Origin of the sequence: Corynebacterium sp. HS2168-gen11 (assembly GCF_024834075.1) — a bacterium.
Taxonomy (GTDB): Bacteria; Actinomycetota; Actinomycetes; order Mycobacteriales; family Mycobacteriaceae; genus Corynebacterium.
In genome coordinates, this window is sequence record NZ_JANUXR010000007.1 from 106,463 (window position 1) to 129,561 (window position 23,099).

Below are 23,099 nucleotides of genomic sequence, written 5' to 3' on the forward strand. Positions count from 1 at the left end.
AAACCCATGTAAATTAGTCAATGTGAGTAAAAAAGCAACGCAACAATCAACAGTCGCTCGCCGCGTGAAGCAGGCGGTGCTTGGGTCATTGCTCGGTGTGTTGCTACTCGGTGGAATTGCGTATGGTGCCGATTTGGCGCTGAATCAAGGCAAGATCCCGCGTGGCACAACTGTGGGTGGTGTTTTGATTGGCGGATTAACCAGCGAAGAAGCGGCATCAAAGCTCGAAGAACAACTGCAATCGATCCTTGAAAAGCCGGTGATTGTGCATGCCGGTGATTATCAGGCACAGCTTGATCCCAAAGTTGCAGGTTTAGGCATTGACGTTGCCCAAACGCTCGCCGGTGCTGGTGAGCAACCGTTGAATCCATTTGTGCGCGTGCGCAGTTTCTTTACCACCTATGAGATTCCAATTGTCTCCCAAGTGGACCAAGCAAAACTAGATCCAGAACTTGATCGTCTCACCGCGGAACTGACCAAAGACCCAGTCGATGGTGGCGTGGTACTAGAAGACGGCAAGGTTGTGGTTCGACCTGAGCCGGCCAACGGTATTCGCATCGAACGTGCGTGGTTGGCAACGAGCGTGCCAACTGAATGGCTTGATCCTGAAGGCGTGAGTGTTGATGCGTCGATTCTCGTGCCGGAATATACGGCTGAAAAGGTGCAACGCGTGGTTGATGGCGAAGCCGCGTTAGCGGTTTCGGCACCTATTACCGTGCACGGGCGTGATGGTGTTGATGGTGTAATTCCGCCACAACGCATGGGAGAAGTTGTGCACTTTGTCCCAGATCAAGGTGAGTTTAAGATTGAGATTGATCACGATGTTGCACAAAATATTTTATTGGAACAGCTGCAATCAACCATCATTCCGCGCAAAAACGCCGATATTTCTTTGACAAGCAACGGTCGCTCAATTACACCGCATCAAGATGGTGTGCGAATTGATTGGGATGCAACCTTTGAAGGCTTCGATGCTCGCGTGATCGGCAATGATCCGCGCACCTTCGATGCTATCTATATTGATGATCCAGCAACCTTTACTACTGAAATGGCCAAGGTCGCCACATTCGATGAAGTTGCCGGTGAATTTACCACCCAAGGATATTCGGCAGCATCTGGTGTCAATATTGCGCGTGTGGCAGAGATCGTGAATGGTGCGATTGTTGCTCCAGGCGAGGTCTTTAGTCTGAATGGTTATACCGGCCCACGCGGTGTCGCCCAAGGGTTTGTGGAATCTGGTGTGATTCTCAACGGTCGTGCCGATACCGCAGTTGGCGGCGGTATTTCGCAATTCGCGACAACGCTCTACAATGCCGCATATTTTGCAGGCATGGAAGATGTCAGTCACACGCCGCATTCGTACTATATTTCGCGCTACCCAGCGGGCCGCGAAGCTACGGTGTACGAGGGTGCGATTGATCTGAAGTTCAAAAACACCAGCAAATATCCAGTTCGGATTATCTCATCAGTTGGTGGTGGCAGTGTGACCGTCAAACTGATGGGTATGAAAACTGTCAATGTTGAATCGCGCAATGGCGGCAGGTGGGCACCAACCCAACCGCATACCGTGACTGTTCCTGCAGACGAATGCTCGCCTTCCGGTGGCGCACCAGGTTTTACCACCAGCGACACCCGAATTGTGCGCGATCTCCAAGGCAAGGAACTGTTCCGTGAAACGCAAACAACGGTCTACGATCCTTCGCCAATTGTGCGCTGTGGTTAAGCCCAGCTGAAATACATCCACACGGCCGCGTCGGCAAGCTTTTTGAGAGGCTTTACGACGCGGCCGTGTGTGTTACATTCGTGCTGGCGCTGCAAAATGCCAAGTGAAAGATTGTAGAAAGCTGCCGCAAGAGATAGGTGCGTATATGCAAAACACCGGCTGGTTGTCGTGAAAACAATCAGCCGGTGTGCAAAAAAGATTACGCAGCCATGAACTCTGGAATGAGATCACTATGCGGGCGCGGTTCAATGCCAAGCTTGGTGAGCAATTGGCGAACGTGTGCTTCTACTTCGTCGCACATGCGGTGGACGAGTGCTTTATCATCGGTGTTTTTTGGAATGGTCCAAGTTTGAGCATTATTGCCAATCTTGGTATTTGCACCAAAGCTGATCACTTCGTCGATATTGTGCAGTGAATGCGGGTTGAAGGTCTTTGGTTTGAGATCTTCGGTTGGCACGCCACGTTCTTTTAATACCTCAATCACAACCGGATCAACGCAATACGCTGGGCTTAAACCAACGGAACGAACAAATGCTTGTTCGCCGCCAAGGTAGCGAGTATAAGCAGAAGCGATCTGGGTACGTGCTGCATTGTCTTCTGAAACGAAGAGGATGCGGCAAGCAGGACCAGCTGCTGCGGCGTGATCTGAGTGATGCGCCTTGATGGTTTGCTGCATGAAATCAAGCAAATCATCGGTGCTGTCGGAATCGATTGGGGCTGCTACATCTGCCGAAGCAGGCTTTTCTTCTTCAACGAGAAAAGTGCTGAATAACTGACCCCATCGATGAGAGAGCTTGTGAGGTTGCTTCTTTAAGAAACCCATAATTCTTATGCTCCTTTCGTCGGGGGGATGAATACAAACGCACCATAGGAAACGAAAGTACTGCTCTGATCGGTCTTGCAATACGAGCAAGTGGTTCAAAGAGAAGGATATTCACGTTACTTATGATGATGTTGTTACAACCGTACACGAATTATTGCTTGGTGTAAACCAATGATTGTAAAGTTCCCGTTGATTCTCTCTGACAAGTATCCCACTTTATGCCTCTGACTTCGTGGTATGAAGAAAATTGTCGAAAGAATATTTTTCTAAAATTAACAGTACGCGTGTCCTGAATCTTCAAAAATGAGATGATATTTCCTTAATAGGGAAATATAAGATGTAGCAGCCGCAGGGTGTGTACTCCAGTATCAACGACCACAAGTCACTACACTAGAACACGTGCTTTATTCAGATCATGATATTCGTGCCGCGATTGATGCCGGCGAGCTGGTCATCGAACCATTTGAACCAGAGTTGATTCAGCCATCGAGTATCGATGTGCGCATGGATCGGTTCTTCCGAGTGTTTAACAACTCGAAGTACACACATATTGATCCAAAGCAGCAGCAAGATGAGCTGACTAGTTTGGTGGAAGTCGCCCCTGATGAGCCATTTGTGTTGCATCCAGGTGAGTTTGTGCTTGGTTCGACGCTGGAAAAATTCAGTTTGCCAGCGCATATGGCAGGGCGTTTGGAAGGCAAATCATCGCTTGGTCGCCTTGGACTGCTGACCCACTCAACCGCAGGTTTTATCGATCCAGGTTTTTCTGGTTACATCACCCTTGAGCTTTCCAACGTTGCCAATCTGCCAATCACCTTGTGGCCTGGCATGAAAGTTGGCCAGCTGGCACTGTTTAAGATGACCAGTGCTGCTGAAGTGCCGTATGGTTCGAGCTTACTTGGATCTAAATATCAAGGTCAGCGCGGTCCGACTCCTTCCAAGGCGTATCTCAACTTCCGCGATTAAGACCGGTCTCAGCTCGCGTGGTGCTCGGCTCGCGTCGGCCACCGCTGAGCTCTGCGTGTTTAGGCCGGCTCTGCCAAGGCCTGTGCTTATCGACGCTTACGTCTGCTGCGATCAACGTCCAAGTCGCAGCACGGTGTAGCGCGTCACAAACGATCAACCTCCGGTGGGAAATACCAGATCCACACCGGAGGTCTTTGTTCTGAACTGCTCGTAATAGGTCGTTTTCTTAATAAGTCCCTGCTGAGCACGAAAGGAGTCATGATGGAAATGACAGTGATCGGTTTGGGCTATTTAGGACTCACCCACGCTGCCTGTATGGCTTCACTTGGGCACACCGTGATTGGTCTGGATCACGATCTCACACGCATTGGAGCCATTGCCAGTGGCCAGCAATGGTTGTATGAACCGGGCTTGCACGACCTCGTCGAAAAGCAGATGAGCAATGGAAAATTGCGCATCAGCAATAATTATCACGATGCGGCCACCACTGCTCACCTGCATTTTCTTGCGGTAGGGACTCCGGCAGATGAAAATGGCCGCACTGATCTAATCGCGATTCAACAGGCCTTGACGCAACTGGTGCCACTTTTGCGCGGATCGCATGTCATTGTTGGAAAATCGACTGTACCTGCAGGAACGTGCGCACAATTGCAGCAGCTGATTAGGAGTTTGCAGCATGCCGATGCACAAATTGAGCTGGTCTGGAACCCGGAATTTTTACGCGAAGGCAACGCGATTGCCGATACCTTACATCCTGAACGCATTGTTGTTGGTTTGCAGCAGGGATCGTCGCTGCAAGCATTCTTTGAGCAGCTCTACGCTCCAATGTTGGCCGAGGGTGTGCCGCTAATTGTCACCGATTGGGCGACAGCGGAGTTGTCGAAGGTGGCAGCGAATGCGTTTTTGGCGCTGAAATTGTCCTTTATTAACGCGGTGTCTGATATGTGCGGGCAGCATGATGCCGATATTGGCGACGTCGCGCAAATCCTCGGGTTGGACTCGCGCATCGGCTCGCAGTATTTACGCGCCGGGCTTGGCTATGGTGGCGGTTGCTTGCCAAAAGATGTGCAAGGTTTCATCGCTGCCGCACGAGACGCGCAGATCGAAAGCGTGCCTGCCTTGTTCAATGCTGTAACCGCTATTAACGAAACGCGTATTACCAACGCGCTTGACGACGCTTTGCGCCTTGTACCAACACCGGCAGGGGCAAAAATTGCGGTGTTGGGGTGCGCGTTTAAGCCAAACTCTGATGATATTCGGCATTCGCCGGCATTGGCATTGGCGCGTGGATTGTCCCAGCACGCGGTGGATGTGCATGTGTATGACCCGAAAGCTGGTGCACACGTTCGTGCCAGTGTGCCAGAAGTAACTGTGCAGGAGACACTGGTTGCGTGCGTGGAAGACGCGCAACTGGTGATTATTGCAACCGAATGGGACGAGTTTGTGAAGCTTGATCCTATTTGGTTGCAACAGGTTGTGGCTAAGAAGAAGGTGTTGGATTTACGTAATTGCCTTGATCTACGTCAGTGGCAAGCTGCGGGTTGGGAGTATCGGGGTATTGCGCGAGGGCATGTGAGTGTCTAAAGTGAATCTCGCTGTATAGCTCTGATTGAAAGGAGAGCGATGTGGGAAAACAAGCCTCCAAAGATCGCCGGATGTGGGCGATGAGCCCGGAGCGTTTGGAAGCGCATTTGCAATTGCGAACGCGTGCTCGGAGAATCCCAGATAAGAAAAAACAAGCTGCAAAGCAGGCCTGCCGCAAAGGAAAGTGGCAGGCCTTTGGTCTTGTTAGTGGCTGTGGCCGCCCATGACGATATCTTTTGCGCCAGTTGCATGTAGTGCCGAAGTTGAAACAGTATAGGCAGCAAAGAGCGTGGTGATTGGCACGGCTAAGGTTAATGCCAAGGCGCCAACTCCAGAGCGCATGAGTTCAGTTGCCATGATATCGCTGGTGAAAAATTGTCCAAGCGGGCGCTCGACGACAGAGAGTAATAGCAGCATTGGCAAGCTGGCACCTGTGTAGGTTAAGACCAAGGTGTACACCATGGAAGAAATATGATCGCGGCCAACTCGCATGGCAGAAACGAATAGCTGCCACGGGGTTGCGTCTGGATTTAATTCCGCCAGCTCATTGACAGTTGAAGACTGTGCAATGGCAACGTCGTTGAGCACGCCAAGCGAACCGATAGTAAAACCACAGAGCATGAGGCCAATGACATTCACATCCGGCAGATAGAGCAAAATGTAGAGATTGCCATCTTCGCCAAGTCCACGTAGCTGATTATGATCAATCGCAATTGTTGCCAGCCAAGCTGAAATTGCAAGTGCTGTAAGTGTGCCACCGAGTGCCGAGGCGGATTTCCAGTTGAAACCGTGCACGAAAATTACCACGGTGAGCAGGATTAACGCACCTGAAAAGACTGCAATTGCCATTGGGTTTTCGCCAAGCAAGAGTGCTGGCAACGTAAAATAGCCCACGATTGCCATGGTGATAATCAAGCCAACCAGCGCGCGGACACCGCGCATGAGTGCAAGGGCTATGATCGACGCTGCGAAGATACATGCCCAGATGGCAAGTGGGATTGTGCGATCAATATCGCCAAACGCGTAACTTTTCTCTCCTGTATCAGAGGAGGACTCGAGCAACTTAATATGCGCGCCGACGGCAAGTTCAGGATCGCCAACTTGGCCAGTATTGACCAATAATGTGCGTTTACCAGCATGTTCGCCTTCGGTAAGTTCTACAATAAACCAATTGCAATTTTCTGTACTGCCTGGTGCGATTCGTGGTGAGGTGTCAAACACCTGGCCTGATTCTGGGGCATTACATGCACCTTGGTCTTCACTGACCACAGTGCCAGCGACTTGCTTGTGCCCAAGGCTAAAGGCGGAATAAAACTCTGGCGCAATATTGGGTTGCTTATCACCTGGCCAGAGCATGGCTGTGCCGATGATGCTGGCAGCTCCCCAGAGGATTAAAAAGACGAACAAAACGACGCGCCAAAGCGTCCATGTGTGCTGGTGAGACGGGTGATCCAGCTGTGCATGTTTGCCCATGACGAACTCCTTTGTTCAAGTGCTACTAGCCGTAACCTCATAGTCTACAAGTTATGATTCACACCCAGCTAGTTATGTGCAATATCCATAGAATCTGCCGAAAACTACCACGAGCCTTGGAATCTCATATCGGGGAGATTCCAAGGCTCGTGGTGGCAGTTTGTGTCTGGTATGTGTACAGCTGCGGTGAGTCTTCATCACGCTGAGTATGCGTCGCGCTCAGTATGCGCTCAGTATGCGTTGACGTTACCAGTGCTGCTATTGCTTATAGCTGGACAAGAAGTTACCAAGCCGCTCGATAGCAACCGCGAGTTCATCTTTCCACGGAAGCGTGACCACACGGAAGTGATCCGGCTTTGGCCAGTTAAAACCAGTGCCGTGTACAAGCAAGATCTTTTCTTGACGCAATAAATCCAGCATGAGCTGGGCATCATCATGAATATCATAATGATTCAGATCAAGCTTCGGGAAGGCATACAGTGCACCCATCGGCTTGACACAGCTGACACCTGGAATGGAATTGAGCTTTTCCCACGCAACATTGCGCTGCTCAAGCAGGCGTCCACCACTACCGGTGAGCTCATAAATCGATTGCCGGCCACCAAGGGCGACCTGAATGCCATGCTGCGCTGGCACATTTGGGCACAAACGAGTGCCCGCAAGCAAGTCGAGGCCTTCAATAAATCCACGTGCTCGATGTTTCGGACCAGTGACAATCATCCACCCAGCACGATATCCAGCTACACGATAAGCCTTGGACAATCCGTTGAACGTAATACACAACAAATCTGGGCACAAGGTAGCGAGAGAAATATGCGTTGCATCGTCGTAAAGAATGCGGTCGTAGATTTCGTCGGCAAGCACAAGCAAGTCGTACTCGCGAGCAACGTCGACGATTCGCTGCAACACCTCGCGAGAATACACCGCGCCAGTTGGGTTATTCGGATTAATCACCACAATGGCTTTGGTTTTTTCGGAAACTTTCGCGCGAATATCCTCGATTGATGGATTCCAATCGTCATCTTCATCGCAGAGATAATGCACTGGTTTGCCGCCCGCTAGTGAGGTTGCAGCTGTCCAGAGAGGATAGTCCGGTGCCGGAATAAGCACTTCATCGCCGTCGTTGAGCAGCGCTTGGGTGGTCATGGTGATCAGCTCAGAGACACCATTGCCGAGATAAATATCTTCAATGTCGAAGGAAGGGAAATCTGGGATCACTTCGTAGCGAGTCACAATTGCGCGACGAGCTGGGATAATGCCCTTGGAAGTGGAGTAGCCTTGGGAAGTTGGTAGGGCCTTGATCATGTCACGCAAGATGACATCGGGAGCGTCAAAACCGAAGATCGCCGGATTGCCTGTGTTGAGCTTTAAAATGCGGTGGCCATCGAGTTCGAGGCGTTCTGCTTCTTCAGCAACCGGACCACGAATTTCGTAGAGCACATTTTTCATTTTTTCCGACTGATCAAAAATACGTCGTGGGCGACGTACCGTTGGTCGTGACTGAGCTTCCTCGTTTGTATTCACGTCGTCAATTGTGCCACTTTTGGGAGGAGACCAACAAGTGTGCGCTATGCGAGAAAAATAACAACAGGACCAACCCTTTACGAGTTGATCCTGTTACATGTTACGAACCTTTTGGCTTATTGAGTTTTCGCATCATGTTTTCAGTCATTTCAAGTGCATGATTGGCGATTTCGGCGCGCTTTTGTGCTCGAAATGCTGTGAGCTCAGCACGTTGCTTGGCACTGAGCATCCTAATGCGTTGCTGATGCTCTTGGTAGGCCATTTCCAAGTCGCGTTGACGCTGGCGCGCAAGTTCGCGAGGCGATGGTGTGTACCACGATGATGGGCCAATTTTGATCAGATAGAGCAAAATGTAGAGCGTTACGCCGACTATAAAGAACAATGATGGTTGTGAGTGAAATGCCTGCTCAATGCTGAGTACGGCAAAAGTGGAAAGTAAGAGGATGCCAAGGCGAATGCGTTTGCCATCTTTATAAGCCTGATAAATTTCTGCTCGCGTGTACATTGCCGCAAGTTCTGCTTCCTGCATGGTGTCTTCGGCAGGCGGCAGATCGTAAAATACTTGTTCAAGATCGCCGTGAGTGACAGCGCTGGTAATGATGTCTACGCGAATTTCGTATTCATCAAGATCAATACGACCAGCTGCAACATGCTTTGCCAGAGCGTCGATTGCCTCTGCACGTTCTTGGTCAGTGAGACGGTACTCAGGATTTGAAGGCATATTCATGTTTCCTACTTTAGCGAATTTTGAAGTGGCGCAAACTTCGGTACAGACTGTTGAATATCTCAACGTTGTGTGGCATTAGTCTGTAGAAATATTCCTTAGTTTAGCTTGTTGGTGGCGCAGGTGGTTGCGGTGGTTGTGCCGTTGGTGGTTGCGGAGCGATAGTTGGTACCGCAGGTGGCGTTGGTGCTGGTGGTACTGCAACGCTTGGGGTTGCTGGGGGTATAGGTACTTTTGGCACTGCTGGTGTCGTTGGTGCAGTCGGTACCTTTGGTGCAGGTGGTGTGGCTGCAGCTGGTACGGCACTTCCTGGTACTGGTGGTACTGCAACGCTTGGGGTTGCTGGGGGTACAGGTACTTTTGGCACTGCTGGCGTTGGAACCTTTGGTGCAGCTGGAACCATTACGTTTGATGGCACAGGTGGCGTTGCCACAGGTGGTACTGCAGCATTTGGCACAGTCGGTACCTTTGGTGCAGGTGGCGTGGCTGGCGTTGGCACACTTGGTACAGCATTTCCTGGAACAGGAGGTGCTGCAACACCTGGCGCTGCTGGTACTGCTACACCCGGTGCGGTCGGCACCGCACCACCCGGCGTCGGCACCGCGACTCCAGGTACTTTCGGCACAGTCGGCACCGCACCGCCCGGCACTGGTGGAACAGCTACGGATGGCATTGGCGGAACAGATACGGATGGAACAGAATCCGCACTTGCCGCCGCACTTGTATCATGTGATTTCGCCGTGCTAGTCGAAGTCGCCGTTGTAGTCGAGGTAGCCGTAGCAGCCTTAGCGTCCGCATCTTTTCTGACTGCAACATCTGATTGGTCTTTTTCTACTCGCGCTGTCGATGCACCAGCCTGACTACGTTTTGGCTGTTCAATAAACTGCTTGGCGCGTGCTGGTGGCAGCTTATCGTCCACGAGAATAGCGTCGCGAAGCATTTGCGCAACATCACGAATTTCAGGGGCACGCTCAGGCGTGGTGTTTTTCACGCCGGTTGCCATCATGGTGTTACAAAATGGGCATCCCACGGCAATGGTTTCGGCACCCGTTGCAACAGCTTCCTGTGCGCGATGTTCGTTAATGCGTGTGCCAGTTTTTTCTTCCATAAACATCCGTGCACCGCCGGCGCCACAACAGAAGCCGGTGCCTTTGCTGCGAGCCATCTCAACCAGCTCGACCCCAGTTGCTGCAACCAGTTCGCGCGGTGGATCATAGATTTTATTGTGGCGACCCAAGAAACACGGATCATGATACGTCACTGGCCTGCGGTTTTCAGGACCACGCGGAATTGGAGTCAGCAACTTTTCACGAACCAAACGATTCAGCAGTTGCGTGTGGTGGAAAACATCGAAATAACCATCAAAATCAGGGTATTCATTGCGCAAAGTATTAAAGCAGTGCGGACAACTGGTAATAATTTTGCGCTGACCTTTTCCTACACCAGCAAAGGCTTCATTCAGCGTTGCGATATTTTCAATGGCCAATTGCTGGAACAAAAATTCATTACCGGCACGACGCGCTGGATCGCCAGTACAGGTTTCACCTTGCGCAAGCACTGCGAACTTTACACCCGCAGTGTGCAGCAATTCGACGACGGCACGAGTGGTTCGCTTGCCTGCTTCGTCAAACGTTCCAGCACAACCGACCCAGAATAAATATTCAGTATCGGAGAAGTCAGTAATATCTTCCCCAAAAATTGGTACCTCAAGCCCATCTTGACGAGCCTGCTCAATCCACGAACGCCGCTCTTGCTTCGGCTGACCCCACGGATTGCCTTTGGCCTCAAGGTTTTTAAACATTCCGGCCAATTCATTTGGGAATGCCGATTCGCTAAGTACCTGGTAGCGGCGCAAATTCGCAATGTGATCAATATGCTCAATATCAACTGGGCATTGTTCCACGCATGCACCACAGTTGGTACAGCTCCACAATGCTTCGGCAGATACTGCATGCTCACCAACTAATTTCAGCACATCAACGCCCGCATGACTCGTGTCAACGGCAAACGTTTCAGGATCATCCAAATACCGCGAGTGCCGAACTGCAGCATCCCGAATATCAGTCATAAGCATCTTCGGACTCAGCGGTTTTTCGGTGTGCCACGCCGGGCATTGTTCCTGGCAGCGACCACATTCGGTGCACGTGGTGGAATCGAGAAGCATCTTCCACGGTGCGTCGTGAAGCTTGCCGACGCCAAGGGTTGGTTCATCCTCGAAGTCATCAAAGTTTTCGATGGTGACGTTCTTGCCTGCGGAAACAAGTGGTGGGAGGGCGCCGAGGGCTTTGGCGCGAGTGGGGTAGCGGCCAAAGAGGATGGTGAAAAAGGCTAAGAAACGGTGCCATGCCACACCCCAGTGGATGTTGTGGGCCACGACGATGAGCCAAATCATGCCGGTTAAGAGTTTGAGCAGCGCAAATGCACTCACCATTATTGGTGAAGCAGGCAGGAGGATGGCAAGGTGGCGGGTGAACGCATCTGCCCAGATAGAGGCGTGTCCGTAGGTTGCAATTTTGCCGGCTTTGACCAGCAGCATGCCGATGCCTTCGATAAGGACAACGAATTCAACAAAGATGGCGGCTTTGGAATTTGAACCATAAAACCTGGCTAAGCGATCCCGGTTGGAGATTTTTAGGCGAAGTGCCATTAAGAAGCTAATGCCTACGACCGTGCCAAGAGCTAAAACTTCCTCGACAAAGTGATACAGCTGCAGATTCGCCAGGATCGGCCAGCCGGAATGTGGTGCGAATGTTTGGATATACGCTTCAAACCACACAAGTGAACCAATTAAAAATCCAAGCATGACAAACCAGTGCGCCAGTGCAACTGCCGGTTTGCGCAGAAGTTCTTTGTGTAAGAACACCTCAATTATTAAGGTGGTCAGTCGCTTCGTCCAGGCGTTCGTGCGCCCTGGGGTTGGCTGACCAGAGGAAATGAGCTTGAAGATGCGAGCAACTGCGCGTGCGAAATACCACCAAGCAGGCAGTGATAACAGTACGCCGAGGATACCGAGTATCGTTGTCGGACTGAGTGCAAGCGGCATGAATGACTCTTTCAGGCTCGTAGGTGTGAAGAACTAGATTCCTTAATACCTTAGTACGCAGCAGTTCCGTTTCCACTTGCCCTAGGCTAAATACGGGATTGAACTGGGGTTTGGGTGTGAGTTGACGGGATTTTAAGGTTGTTTGTCCGGTGTTACTGTTTCGTTCACCTACGCTACTGCCTGGTCTGGTTGCGCTACTGCACCGTTTCCGAACTCAAAGTGTTCTGGCAACTAGAAACCCATCAAGGCAACCATACCGTCTCAAATCCCCACCATAATGGGGGTAATGTTTTTCACATTGCTGGGGGACAAGAAAAGGTGGGTACGTGCCCATTATTGGTATATTGTGCAGGAAATATAGGTCTTTTGGAGGTGTCATCTTTATTCGCATCATCACTTCGTTTTTGCACGAAACGGCGCTAATCCTTGCATGAGTGATGCTCAATCCGATTCGAGTAAAAAGTGAGATAGCTTACTGTCTTGTTGAAACATGACAGTCGCTGAGCATAAAAAGAATCCAAAATTGGCCATTATTGGGAATCATTGCATGCTCGACGCCTATTGCCCGTGGGCGGTAGACTCCTCACACGGGTGCACTATAACCCGCTTAGTTACCCATTTCGTGTCTATGTAGGAAAACGAGAAAGTTCAATTACTTCATGTCTAACAGTACGATGACGGTTCCTGCACCACCGAGTGCCACCAACGACAAATGGTGGCATATCTCTTTTGGTGGACTTTTAGCAATTACACTTCTACTGTTCATCCTTTGGTCATTTGGGTTTGTGGGTCCTGAAGCAAATAAAGCATTGCTGCTCACCGCCATCGCATTCGGTGTGTTTATGGCCTTCAATATTGGCGGCAACGACGTCGCTAACTCTTTCGGCACCTCTGTTGGCGCTGGCACCTTAACGATGAAACAAGCCCTGATTGTGGCTGCCATCTTCGAAGTTTCAGGTGCTGTGCTTGCCGGCGGTGAAGTTACCGACACCGTGAAATCAGGCATCGTTGATCTTGATTCCGTGGCCTTGCAGCCACTCGACTTCGCTTTCATTATGATGTCGTCGCTGCTTGGTGCAGCTATCTGGCTGTTGATCGCAACACGTATGGGTTGGCCGGTTTCAACCACGCACTCCATCATCGGCGGTATCGTCGGTGCGGCACTGGCCTTAGGCCTGTATGAGGGCATCGGCAGTTGGAACATGGTGCAGTGGAACAAAATCGGTTCGATCGCGTTATCGTGGGTACTTTCACCAGTCCTTGGCGGTGTAGTCGCATATTTCGTCTTCGGTGCGATTAAGCGCCGTATCTTGGGCTATAACGAAAAGGCCGATCAAGAAATTCGTGCCATTAAGCAAGAGCGCGCGAAGTTGCATAAAGATTTCAAATCCTCGTTCGAGCGCCTCTCTGAGGTGCAACAATTGGCCTATACCAACGCAATGTCGCGCGATGCTGCGTTGATTGCGGAAAAGGACTTTGATCCGGATTGCCTGGAATCTGATTATTATCGTGATCTGCATCGGCTGAACTCTCGACGTGATTCGTTAAATACTCACAAAGCACTGGAAAACTGGGTACCACCACTTGCAGCTGCCGGCGCAGCCTTAATTGGCGCGATGATGCTGTTCAAAGGCCTAAAGAATCTCCATCTTGGACTTACGTCACTGGAGAACGCCTTAATCTTGATTATGATCGCCGTAGTGGTGTGGATGGCAATTTCAATCTTCGCGCGCACACTCAAGCGTCAGTCTGTCGATCGCGCTACCTTCATCTTGTTCTCTTGGATGCAGGTCTTTACCGCTTCTGCCTTCGCGTTCTCGCATGGTTCGAATGATATTGCGAATGCGATTGGCCCGTTTTCTGCGGTGCTCGACGTCTTGAAAACCAACGCGATTAATGAAAAAGCTCCAGTGCCAACTGCTGCGATGCTTACTTGTGGCGTTGCGCTGATCGCTGGCCTCTGGTTCATTGGTCGCTATGTGATTCAAACCGTTGGATCTGGCCTGACACGTATGCACCCAGCTTCAGGTTTCGCCGCTGAAATGTCCGCTGCCGGCGTGGTGATGGCGGCTTCGATGCTCGGACTTCCAGTTTCTTCCACCCATATTCTCATTGGCGCGGTGCTCGGCGTTGGCATTGTGAACCGGGCGGCAAACTGGTCGCTGATGCGCCCAATTGCACTGGCATGGGTCATTACCTTGCCTGCGGCGGCCACGGTCTCTGCTGTATCAGTACTGGCTCTGAACTTTATTTGGGGCTAAATGCAAAGCGTCGTGAAGCATGCTTGACGACGCAAAACACCCCGAGGATTTTGAACTGCTCCCCAATATTCGGTATCTGATTTTTCAGTCCAACTAATGGGGAGCAGTTCATTTCCTCGGGGTGTTTTCGATTCTGATGCGAGGAATCGCTACTGTTCTTTGTCGTGTGTTGAGCCGCCTAAGGAAGACAGCTTTTCGGAGAACAGTTTGAACGCTGCTTCGTGACTCTTGGTCGGCAGCGCCTCGTGGGAAGTTGAGAGGGTGATATCTTCAAACGTGATTTCACCTGCACGAAGCGCAACAAGTTCCTGGTGGTAGCGGATCATAATGGCCAAGGTTGCCGCAATTGGCACAGATAAGAATGCGCCAATAACACCGAACATGCTTGAACCAAGTGCGACGGCCAACAACACTACCGCCGCGTGCAAATTCATTGCACGTGATTGCAACATTGGCTGCAAAACGTTGCCTTCCAACTGCTGCACAATCACGATCAGAATCAAGACGAACAGTGCATTGGTTGCGCCATTGGAAACCAGCGCGATGATAATGGCTAATGCGCCTGCGGTAAAGGCACCGACAATTGGGATGAATCCTGCAACGAAGGTAATGACCGCCAGAACGAAGGCAAGTGGCACATCAAGAATTAACAAACCAATGCCGATGAACACCGCGTCGATAAGCGAAACAATGGCTTGGGTGCGGATGAATCCCGAAAGGGTGTTCCAAATGCGAGTAAAGAGTTCGGTAAGATGCCAGCCGACGTTTGGACCTGTCATGCGGCGGACCATCGGCAAGAAGCCAGGGCCGTCTTTGAGCATGAAGAACGTCAGCAGAAGCAAGAGGACGCAGGTTACGACGATCGAACCAGCGGTTGCAAGGCCGCTGAACACGCCACCGGCAATATCAGAGAGTCGATTTTGAATGAAGGTGGTGATCTTTTGAATGAACTCAGAAAGTGCTTCGAGGTTGAAATTTAGTGGTGGGCCTTTGACCCAAGATTCCAGCTGACGAATACCTTCGACGGTTTCACGCGCGAGATCTTTTGATTGTGATGCAACCGATGGTGCCATGAAGCTAAAGAGGCCACCAATGATGGCGAAGAAGCCAAGGAGAACGCTCGCGGCAGCCAGTGCTCCTGGAACTTTGCGTGCGCGCAGCCATGCAACTGGTGGCCACAAAACGGTCGACACTAACAAAGCCATAATAATTGGGAGCAGTGCTGTCCAAACTATGCCTAAGCCTTGGCGGAGCAAATAACCTGCGACGACAATAATGATAAAGCGCAGTGCCCAACCTGCAAGCCAACGACCATCTTGACCCAAAATAATTGCACGGTCGATATGCGCAACGGTTGGCTCGTCGAGAGTGCCTTCGGCAGTTTGTGCTCCATCGGCAACAAGCGTGCCAGAAGGAGCAGCGTCGGTGCCGTGCTCGAGGATGGCGTCGTCTTGAACGACTGTTTTTTCGATAAACGCATCAACCGAATTGTCAGTAGGCTCTGACTCCGGTGGCAAATCATTTCTATGTTTACTCATAAGAATTATTACTATGCCATAGTCTTTGCGTCTTTGTTAGGGAGAATACTGAAATTATCTGCAAATGTGCAGGGAACCTTGAAGGGAACCTTGAGGAAACTTCGTCGCTGGTGGGCGGTTACGGTGGATGAGGTGTGGTGCTGGGTGATTGAGTGCAGTGGTGCCGCGCCGGGGATGGCGATGTTCCTGACCTCAATGCTGCAACCTTATAGCCTGCCTTAGCGTTGTGAACAACAACGTGCACAGTATCCCAAACTGTATATTTCCTTCATAAGACTTGAAATTTTGCTATCTCCTTTCCACTTCTCCTTTCCCAACTATCCCACACCTGTAAACAACATGTTGACCTGCCACCTTTCTTAAAAGTTGAGTCTACTAGACATAAGTTTGTTTCTGCGTTACTATGGCGACAAGATCAAAGTTGAGCCTAGGTTACTCAAGTTTCTTGGCACGAATTTGGAAAAGGTGCTAAGTTAGCGAAGGTAAGTTGAGTCAATGAAGATCAACTTTCAAACAAATAGCAAATAAATTACTTCATAAGGAGGCCCATCATGGGACGCGCAGTAGGTATCGACCTCGGAACCACCAACTCGGTAGTAGCCGTTTTGGAAGGCGGTGAAGCAAATGTGATCGCCAACGCAGAAGGCTCACGTACCACCCCTTCTGTTGTTGCATTCGCAAAGAACGGCGAAGTTATTGTTGGCCAGTCTGCAAAGAACCAGGCTGTTACCAACGTTGATCGCACCATCCGCTCCGTGAAGCGCCACGTGGGTACCGATTGGACCGTCAGCATTGACGAGAAGAAGTACACCCCACAGGAAATTTCCGCTCGTACCTTGATGAAGCTCAAGCGCGATGCAGAAGCATACCTCGGTGAGGATGTTACCGACGCTGTTATTACCGTTCCTGCTTACTTCTCTGACGCACAGCGCCAGGCAACCAAGGAAGCTGGCCAGATCGCAGGCCTGAACGTGCTGCGTATCGTGAATGAGCCAACTGCAGCTGCTTTGGCATACGGCCTGGAGAAGGGCGAGAAGGAACAAACCATTTTGGTCTTCGACCTTGGTGGCGGTACCTTCGACGTTTCCTTGCTGGAAATCGGCGATGGCGTTGTGGAAGTTCGCGCAACCGCTGGTGATAACGAGCTCGGCGGCGACGATTGGGATCAGCGCGTTGTTGAGTGGTTGGTAGAGAAGTTCAAGTCCACCTCTGGTGTTGATCTTTCCAAGGACAAGATGGCAATGCAGCGTCTGCGTGAGGCTGCTGAAAAGGCAAAGATTGAGCTGTCTGCTTCTCAGTCGGCAAATATCAACCTGCCATATATTACCGTTGATGCTGATAAGAACCCACTGTTCTTGGACGAGACCTTGACTCGTACCGAGTTCCAGCGCATTACCCAGGATCTGCTTGATCGCACCAAGAAGCCATTCAACCAGGTGATTGCAGACGCAGGTGTTTCCATCGCTGAGATCGATCACGTTGTGCTCGTCGGTGGCTCCACTCGTATGCCAGCAGTATCTGACTTGGTGAAGGAACTCACCGGTGGCCGTGAGCCAAACAAGGGTGTGAACCCTGACGAAGTTGTGGCAGTTGGTGCTGCATTGCAGGCTGGCGTGCTGCGCGGCGAAGTTAAGGACGTGCTGCTTCTCGACGTCACCCCACTTTCCTTGGGTATTGAGACCAAAGGTGGCGTGATGACCAAGCTGATCGAGCGTAACACCACCATTCCAACCAAGCGTTCCGAAACCTTCACCACTGCAGATGACAATCAGCCATCTGTACAGATCCAGGTGTTCCAGGGTGAGCGCGAAATTGCAGCACACAACAAGCTGCTTGGTTCCTTCGAACTCGGTGGTATCGCACCTGCGCCACGTGGTGTGCCTCAGATCGAGGTGACCTTCGATATTGACGCAAACGGTATCGTGCACGTCACCGCGAAGGACAAGGGCACCGGCAAGGAAAACACCATCAAGATTCAAGATGGTTCTGGCCTGTCCCAGGAAGAGATCGATCGCATGATCAAGGATGCGGAAGCTCACGCTGAGGAAGACAAGAAGCGTCGTGAAGAGCAAGAGGTTCGCAACTCTGCTGAATCTACTGCATACCAGACTCGCAAGTTTGTTGATGAGAACACCGACAAGGTTGATGAAGCACTCAAGACCAAGGTCATCGCAGCTGCTGATGCCGTTGATGAGGCACTGAAGGGTGACGACATCGAGGCTATTAAGCAAGCCGTCGAAAAGCTGAACGTTGAGGCTCAGGAGATGGGTAAGGCTATCTACGAGGCTGAGGCAGCAAAGGCACAGGCAGGCGAAGGCGCTCCAGCTGACGACAACGTTGTTGACGCTGAGGTTGTTGACGAAGAAGGAGACAAGTAAGCATGAGCCAGGACCATCCACATGGCGACGAGCAGCCGGAGGACGTCCTAGATCCTACGCTTGCCGACGATCTCGCCGAAGCATTGGTTGATGTTGATCTTGATGCACTCTCAGAGGAAACCACCGAAGAGACTGCAGCAGAGCCAACACTTGCCGATCAACTTGCAGAACGCACGGAAGATTTACAGCGCATCACCGCCGAGTATGCCAACTTCCGTCGCCGCACTGCTCAAGAACGTGATGGCATTATCACCTCTGCGAAGGCGCAAGTTCTGACCAGCCTCCTGCCAATTCTTGACGATCTTGACTTGGCTGAAAAGCACGGTGACCTGGCAGAAGGCCCACTGAAGGCTTTCCGCGACAAGTTCGTCAGTACTGTTGCAGGGCTGAAAGTAGAAGCATTCGGTGTCGAAGGTGATGTCTTTGACGCAGAACGTCACGAGGCAGTGCAGGATCTGTCCACTGGTGATGACAAAGCCATTGGAACGGTTCTACGCAAAGGCTACGAATTCAATGGTCGCTTGCTGCGCACCGCAATGGTGATTATCGCAGATCCACGACCAGGTGAAGACGCAGAAGCATCAGAATCAGACGCTGAATCTGAAGCATAAAATCTGCTTAATTGAGCAACACTCCAACAGTGCATCCTTGAAAAAGGAATCAGCACAGGTTGGGGTGTTGCTTTTTATTTGGCGAAGTATTGCGCGCAGTATTGAGGAAATATCGTGCGTGTCGGGTCGTCGCGCTGCGCAGGTGGTTGCAGTGCGCGCGTTGGGTCGTCGTGATACGAGCGTCAGGCCTTCGCGCTATCGCATTGCGCGAGCGTCCGGTCGTCGCGCTGCGCGGATACCCCAAGTCGAAGCCATTTTGGGTTTAGAATGGCAACCGTGAATACTTATCCACTTCCAGTTTTCGATGCCCAGTCCCACCGCGGCGGCCGTGGCCAATTTACCGAGGAATCCGCCTACGCATTTCGCCGTTCCCTCGAAATGGGTGTGTCAACCCTTGAACTTGATATTGTGCTCACCCGCGATAACGTGCCAGCTGTGTGGCATGATCCAGTACTCTTGGCCGAAAAATGTTCCAGCCATATTGGTGAACTTGTCCACGATCTGACCTTTGAGCAGCTGCAAACTGTGCCATGTGCGAAGCAACTCAAAGAATTTCCAGAGGCTTACGTAGTTCCAGATAATCGCATTATTCAGCTGTCTGAAGTATTTGAGCTGGCACGCGATTACGATGTGCACTTTAATATTGAAACAAAAATTGAAGCAGTAAACCCTGAGATGTGCGCAACCCCTGAGCAGTTCGTCGACGCAATCTTCACGCCAATTTTTGAGTATGGACTCGAAGAAAAAGTGATGATTCAGTCCTTCGACTGGCGCACCTTTGATTTGGTGCATGCCATTGATCCGCGCATTCCGCTGGTTGCGTTGTGGGATACCACGACCTGGTATCCGGGCACACCGTGGGGACCGTATCACGAAGATATTCTCGAAGCTGCGTTGGAGCACCATATTAAGGTATTAAGCCCAGACTTTCATTTAGTTGATGCGCAATTGATCACACGCGCACACGCCTACGACATGGTTGTGGTGCCATGGACTGTCAACGAACCTGCCGATATAACCCGGTTGATGGATCTCGGCGTCGATGGCATGATTTCTGACTACCCAACCCGCCTGCTGCAACTTGCCACCGAGCACCCGATGGTTCCATTTCCTGCTGCATAAATAGTGGCCCACCTGCAGATATTGCTCCACCTGCATGCTTGACGACGCCGCCAGCCTACCGAGTTCTTGTTCATCTCCATACCTTGCCAAGGTTGGCGGCGATCGGATGGTTGCGTTGGCGGCTGCACCATAAAATGTGCGAACAACTGCGTTCGCGCATGTCACGCTCTGGAATCAGCGCTGCGTGTTTGTGGAAATACATCTGCGAGCAGTGTGAAAAGTATTTGCAGCTACGTGGGCATCTACCCATGCAGATCACGCCTGAATGGTGGCAGTATGCTGCTTGTTTTGTGCGCGTTTGCTGGTGGCGAACATTGGTGACGTTATATCCTTCTTGCGCTAAACTTTAGTCACATAGACTCAACTTATTGGCTAAAGGGGACATCATGGCTGCAAAAAATGAATGGGCAGAAAAAGATTATTATGCCGATTTGGGATTACAATCTTCTGCTACTGAAGCAGAAATTAAAAAAGCGTATCGAAAATTAGCTCGCGAGAATCACCCCGACTCCCATCCAGGAGATAAGGTCAAAGAAGAACGATTTAAGCAAGTCGCAGAAGCCTATGACGTCATTGGCGATGAAGCCAAGCGAAAAGAATACGATGAATTCCGCACCATGCTCCGCTCAGGCGGATTTGGAGGTGGTTTCCCCGGCGGTGGAGGCTTTCGCGGCGCCGACTTCGACCTCTCAGACCTCTTTGGACACGCTGGAATGGGCGGCCAAGCAGGTGGTTTTGGGAATCTCTTCGGTGGCGGTTTCGGCGGCGGTAGTACTTCTCGCAGGTCAACTCGGCCGACGCGAGGGGCCGATGTGGAAACGGAAGTGACATTAGACTTCCAAGAAGCAGCCCTTGGCACTGAATTCCCGGTGCAATTAACTGGTGATGCACCATGTGCCGCCTGTCATGGTTCCGGCTCAAGAACTGGCGCGTTATCCACCTGTGGTACTTGCCACGGCACTGGTTTTACCAACGAACAACGCGGTGCATTCGGTCTTTCCGCACCATGTACCGTATGTGATGGCACCGGTAAAACCGCAAAGGATCCATGTCAGGAATGCCGCGCACGCGGAACTGTGCGCAGGTCACGCACAATTACTGTCCGTATTCCAGGAGGCGTTGAAGACGGCCAAAAAGTACGCCTGGCAGGAAAAGGTGAAGCCGGCCCACATGGTCTGCCAGCAGGGGATCTTTTCGTCACCGTTCACGTACGCCCAGATGAACTCTTTAGCCGCAATGGGAACGATCTGCTTGTCACCGTTCCCGTTAGCTTTGCCGAATTAGCCCTTGGTGCCACCATCTCAGTGCCAACGCTGAGTGGCAGCGTAAAGGTGAAGATTCCAGCTGGTACTCCAAGTGGACGAGTCTTGCGTGTGCGCGGTCGCGGCATTGCGAAAAAAGGTGGAGTTGTTGGCGATCTGCATGTCACGGTTGTTGTCGAAGTGCCGACACAGCTGAGCGAACAAGCGCAAGCAACGCTGCGGAGCTACCAAGAAGCAGAAGCAGCAGGAGGCTTTGACCCACGCGCGAAGATTACAAACGCACGCTAATCCATCGCAAGTGTCGGGACAAAGGAGTTGGAAAATGCGAAATTCACATGAGTTTCCCCACGATGATGAGTTCGTTGAAGAAGTGTTTGTGATTTCTGTTGCTGCTGAACTTGCTGGCATGCATGCGCAAACCTTACGTACCTATGACCGCATGGGCTTAGTGACGCCGCAACGTACCAGCGGTGGTGGTCGGCGGTATTCCCAGGCAGATGTTGAACTCTTGCGAATGGTGCAACGCTTAAGCCAAGAAGATGGCGTCAATCTGGCAGGTATTAAAGCAATCATTGACTTGAAGAAAGAAAATGAACGCCTGAGGGCACAACTTCGCGCGATGCAACGCGAAAATGAACAACTCAAGCGAGAAATGGTACGGCCTCGCGGTGAAATCGTGCACGTGCCGCGTTCCTCTGCAGTTGTTATGTGGGAACCACGTCGCGGCAAGCGTCGCTAAGCACGACCACTTATTGAGGCGACGCAGGCTCGCGATGGCGGGTCTGTAATCGCTGTACCTCCGCGCGCAAGTCTGCTAAAAACTGCTGGTGGTGGAAGTATCCAGAGTGATCACTATGGTAGCGCCAATGCTCATCAGCGAGCATTTCTGGAGCTTTGCCATGTATACCGGTGTGCTGCGTGCTGAGTAAGGAAATAGGATCAGCCGTTCCGGTTGCCGCAACCAATCGAGTCGAGTCAGGTACATGCAGCTCTTGGCGATGCATCGCTCGAATGCCAGGACTGCCTGCCACCACCAAGGTATCAATATTCCAATTCCCACGTGCCGCCACACCAGCAACCACACTGCCATAGGAATGAGCAACCACCAGATGTTTCGCATGCGGGTTTCGCGCCTGCAGCTGCCTGTGAAATTGCTGTAACCGCGCACCTGCGCTTAATGCAGGAACCGCTAATCCCGCCTGCATCCACGTGCGCGGTGCCCGATAGTGCAGCCACATCACCGTGGCGTGGTTGAGTCTTCCAGATGGGCCTTGCGTAACCGCCTCATGGATCCCTTGTGCGCGGGCAATATAGGTTGGCCAACTTTGCGGCTCATGTGATCCAGCTCCTGGCACCAACGTCGTAATCACATCAGCAGCATCAATATCGCCAATACTGATCACGACACCTGCTGGCGAGCGTTGTAATAGTTTGGCTGCTGGATAGTGCTGGAAAATCTCGGCAAGTGCAGCATCTTCTGCCACTTGATCTCGACTCAGCACTTCTCCTTTGGATCCTTCAGCTCCTTCAGATACAAGCGGTGCCTGCGCTACTGGCCGTGCAGACGTATCAGATGCTGGATCAAGCGGTGCCAACAGTGGTGGAACCGGATCTGGAGTACATATTCGAGTTTGTGCGAGCGCATGTGCGCAGGCTTGATCTAATAATTGGGAGCGTTGATACAAATCATCCACAATGATCTGAAATAATGGCTGATACTCTAAAAACTCATCGAGACGAGCAAGCACACGATGATCCTCAACGTCGCCACCTAAGGATCGAATAGTGTCATGTACTTGCGCAAAATATGATTCAAGCTCTGCTTGATAGCTGGCAGTTACCGCCAAAATATGTGCATGTTCTGCAAGAATATCTAATTCAGTGCCACCGTGCTGCAAAATGTTGCGAAACTGCTGGTGGGCTGTGGTAAAACCATCACCTGCTTGGTGCTCAAACCACGTGCTTAAGCTGGTATGAGCATGGTGAAATTGCTGCTGCATGCTGGCGATATACCGTTCAAGTGTGGCACTGGCAGCTTGTAACTGTTGTGCAAAGAATTGAAACATA

17 protein-coding genes and 1 pseudogene are annotated in these 23,099 nt (G+C 51.3%); 11 read left to right on the forward strand and 7 right to left on the reverse strand.

Annotated features, from left to right (window positions below; translation table 11 throughout):
* Positions 1-22: 22 nt before the first annotated feature.
* Positions 23-1,723: a VanW family protein gene (locus NXS99_RS06500; RefSeq protein WP_259287851.1), complete on the forward strand. Its 1,701-nt coding sequence runs from the start codon at positions 23-25 to the stop codon at positions 1,721-1,723.
* Between the two features lie 199 nt (positions 1,724-1,922).
* Here the strand turns inward: NXS99_RS06500 and NXS99_RS06505 are convergent, their stop codons facing one another.
* Positions 1,923-2,546 carry a phosphotyrosine protein phosphatase gene (locus NXS99_RS06505; protein WP_259287852.1) on the reverse strand — a complete coding sequence of 208 codons (624 nt, stop codon included), beginning with the start codon at positions 2,544-2,546 and terminating at the stop codon, positions 1,923-1,925.
* A gap of 399 nt (positions 2,547-2,945) precedes the next feature.
* Here NXS99_RS06505 and dcd point away from each other — a divergent pair, with 399 nt between their 5' ends.
* From dcd to NXS99_RS06520, 3 genes are all read left to right on the forward strand, one after another.
* Positions 2,946-3,512 carry a dCTP deaminase gene (dcd, locus tag NXS99_RS06510; RefSeq protein WP_259287853.1) on the forward strand — a complete coding sequence of 189 codons (567 nt, stop codon included), beginning with the start codon at positions 2,946-2,948 and terminating at the stop codon, positions 3,510-3,512.
* Between the two features lie 258 nt (positions 3,513-3,770).
* A complete protein-coding gene (locus NXS99_RS06515) occupies positions 3,771-5,096 on the forward strand; it encodes a UDP-glucose/GDP-mannose dehydrogenase family protein (protein WP_259287854.1) in 1,326 nt (441 codons plus the stop codon).
* Between the two features lie 41 nt (positions 5,097-5,137).
* Complete coding sequence (locus tag NXS99_RS06520) at positions 5,138-5,323, forward strand: hypothetical protein (protein WP_259287900.1); 186 nt, start codon at positions 5,138-5,140, stop codon at positions 5,321-5,323.
* Here the strand turns inward: NXS99_RS06520 and NXS99_RS06525 are convergent.
* From NXS99_RS06525 to NXS99_RS06540, 4 genes are all read right to left on the reverse strand, one after another.
* The gene (locus NXS99_RS06525) at positions 5,301-6,569 is read right to left on the reverse strand and encodes a YibE/F family protein (RefSeq protein WP_259287855.1); all 1,269 of its coding nucleotides are present in this window, start codon (positions 6,567-6,569) and stop codon (positions 5,301-5,303) included. The two genes, NXS99_RS06520 and NXS99_RS06525, sit on opposite strands and share 23 nt — an antisense overlap.
* A gap of 258 nt (positions 6,570-6,827) precedes the next feature.
* The gene (locus tag NXS99_RS06530; protein ID WP_310593308.1) at positions 6,828-8,093 is read right to left on the reverse strand and encodes a pyridoxal phosphate-dependent aminotransferase; all 1,266 of its coding nucleotides are present in this window, start codon (positions 8,091-8,093) and stop codon (positions 6,828-6,830) included.
* A gap of 100 nt (positions 8,094-8,193) precedes the next feature.
* Positions 8,194-8,820: a DUF1707 domain-containing protein gene (locus tag NXS99_RS06535; RefSeq protein ID WP_259287856.1), complete on the reverse strand. Its 627-nt coding sequence runs from the start codon at positions 8,818-8,820 to the stop codon at positions 8,194-8,196.
* Positions 8,821-8,920: 100 nt separating this feature from the next.
* Positions 8,921-11,860: a (Fe-S)-binding protein gene (locus tag NXS99_RS06540; protein WP_259287857.1), complete on the reverse strand. Its 2,940-nt coding sequence runs from the start codon at positions 11,858-11,860 to the stop codon at positions 8,921-8,923.
* Between the two features lie 659 nt (positions 11,861-12,519).
* Between NXS99_RS06540 and NXS99_RS06545 the strand changes: the two genes are divergently transcribed.
* A complete protein-coding gene (locus NXS99_RS06545) occupies positions 12,520-14,121 on the forward strand; it encodes an inorganic phosphate transporter (RefSeq protein WP_259287858.1) in 1,602 nt (533 codons plus the stop codon).
* A 149-nt stretch (positions 14,122-14,270) separates the two neighbouring features.
* On the opposite strand, the gene NXS99_RS06550 is transcribed toward NXS99_RS06545, so the two are convergent.
* Positions 14,271-15,659 carry an AI-2E family transporter gene (locus NXS99_RS06550; RefSeq protein WP_259287859.1) on the reverse strand — a complete coding sequence of 463 codons (1,389 nt, stop codon included), beginning with the start codon at positions 15,657-15,659 and terminating at the stop codon, positions 14,271-14,273.
* Between the two features lie 551 nt (positions 15,660-16,210).
* On the opposite strand from NXS99_RS06550, the gene dnaK reads away from it, so the two are divergent.
* From dnaK to NXS99_RS06580, 6 genes and pseudogenes are all read left to right on the forward strand, one after another.
* Positions 16,211-18,037 carry a molecular chaperone DnaK gene (dnaK, locus tag NXS99_RS06555; protein WP_259287860.1) on the forward strand — a complete coding sequence of 609 codons (1,827 nt, stop codon included), beginning with the start codon at positions 16,211-16,213 and terminating at the stop codon, positions 18,035-18,037.
* A 17-nt stretch (positions 18,038-18,054) separates the two neighbouring features.
* Positions 18,055-18,648 (forward strand): annotated as a pseudogene (gene grpE / locus NXS99_RS06560) (nucleotide exchange factor GrpE); the annotation flags it as partial.
* A gap of 118 nt (positions 18,649-18,766) precedes the next feature.
* Complete coding sequence (locus NXS99_RS06565; RefSeq protein WP_259287862.1) at positions 18,767-18,928, forward strand: hypothetical protein; 162 nt, start codon at positions 18,767-18,769, stop codon at positions 18,926-18,928.
* Positions 18,925-19,770 carry a glycerophosphodiester phosphodiesterase family protein gene (locus NXS99_RS06570; protein ID WP_259287863.1) on the forward strand — a complete coding sequence of 282 codons (846 nt, stop codon included), beginning with the start codon at positions 18,925-18,927 and terminating at the stop codon, positions 19,768-19,770. The genes NXS99_RS06565 and NXS99_RS06570 overlap by 4 nt, the downstream gene beginning before the upstream one ends.
* A 386-nt stretch (positions 19,771-20,156) precedes the next feature.
* Positions 20,157-21,320, forward strand: a complete 1,164-nt coding sequence (gene dnaJ, locus NXS99_RS06575) for a molecular chaperone DnaJ (RefSeq protein ID WP_259287864.1) — start codon at positions 20,157-20,159, stop codon at positions 21,318-21,320.
* A 34-nt stretch (positions 21,321-21,354) separates the two neighbouring features.
* Positions 21,355-21,771 carry a heat shock protein transcriptional repressor HspR gene (locus NXS99_RS06580; RefSeq protein ID WP_259287865.1) on the forward strand — a complete coding sequence of 139 codons (417 nt, stop codon included), beginning with the start codon at positions 21,355-21,357 and terminating at the stop codon, positions 21,769-21,771.
* Positions 21,772-21,781: 10 nt separating this feature from the next.
* Here the strand turns inward: NXS99_RS06580 and NXS99_RS06585 are convergent, their stop codons facing one another.
* Positions 21,782-23,098, reverse strand: coding sequence for an alpha/beta hydrolase family protein (locus tag NXS99_RS06585; RefSeq protein ID WP_259287866.1), 1,317 nt, complete (start codon positions 23,096-23,098; stop codon positions 21,782-21,784).
* Between the last annotated feature and the right edge of the window lies 1 nt (position 23,099).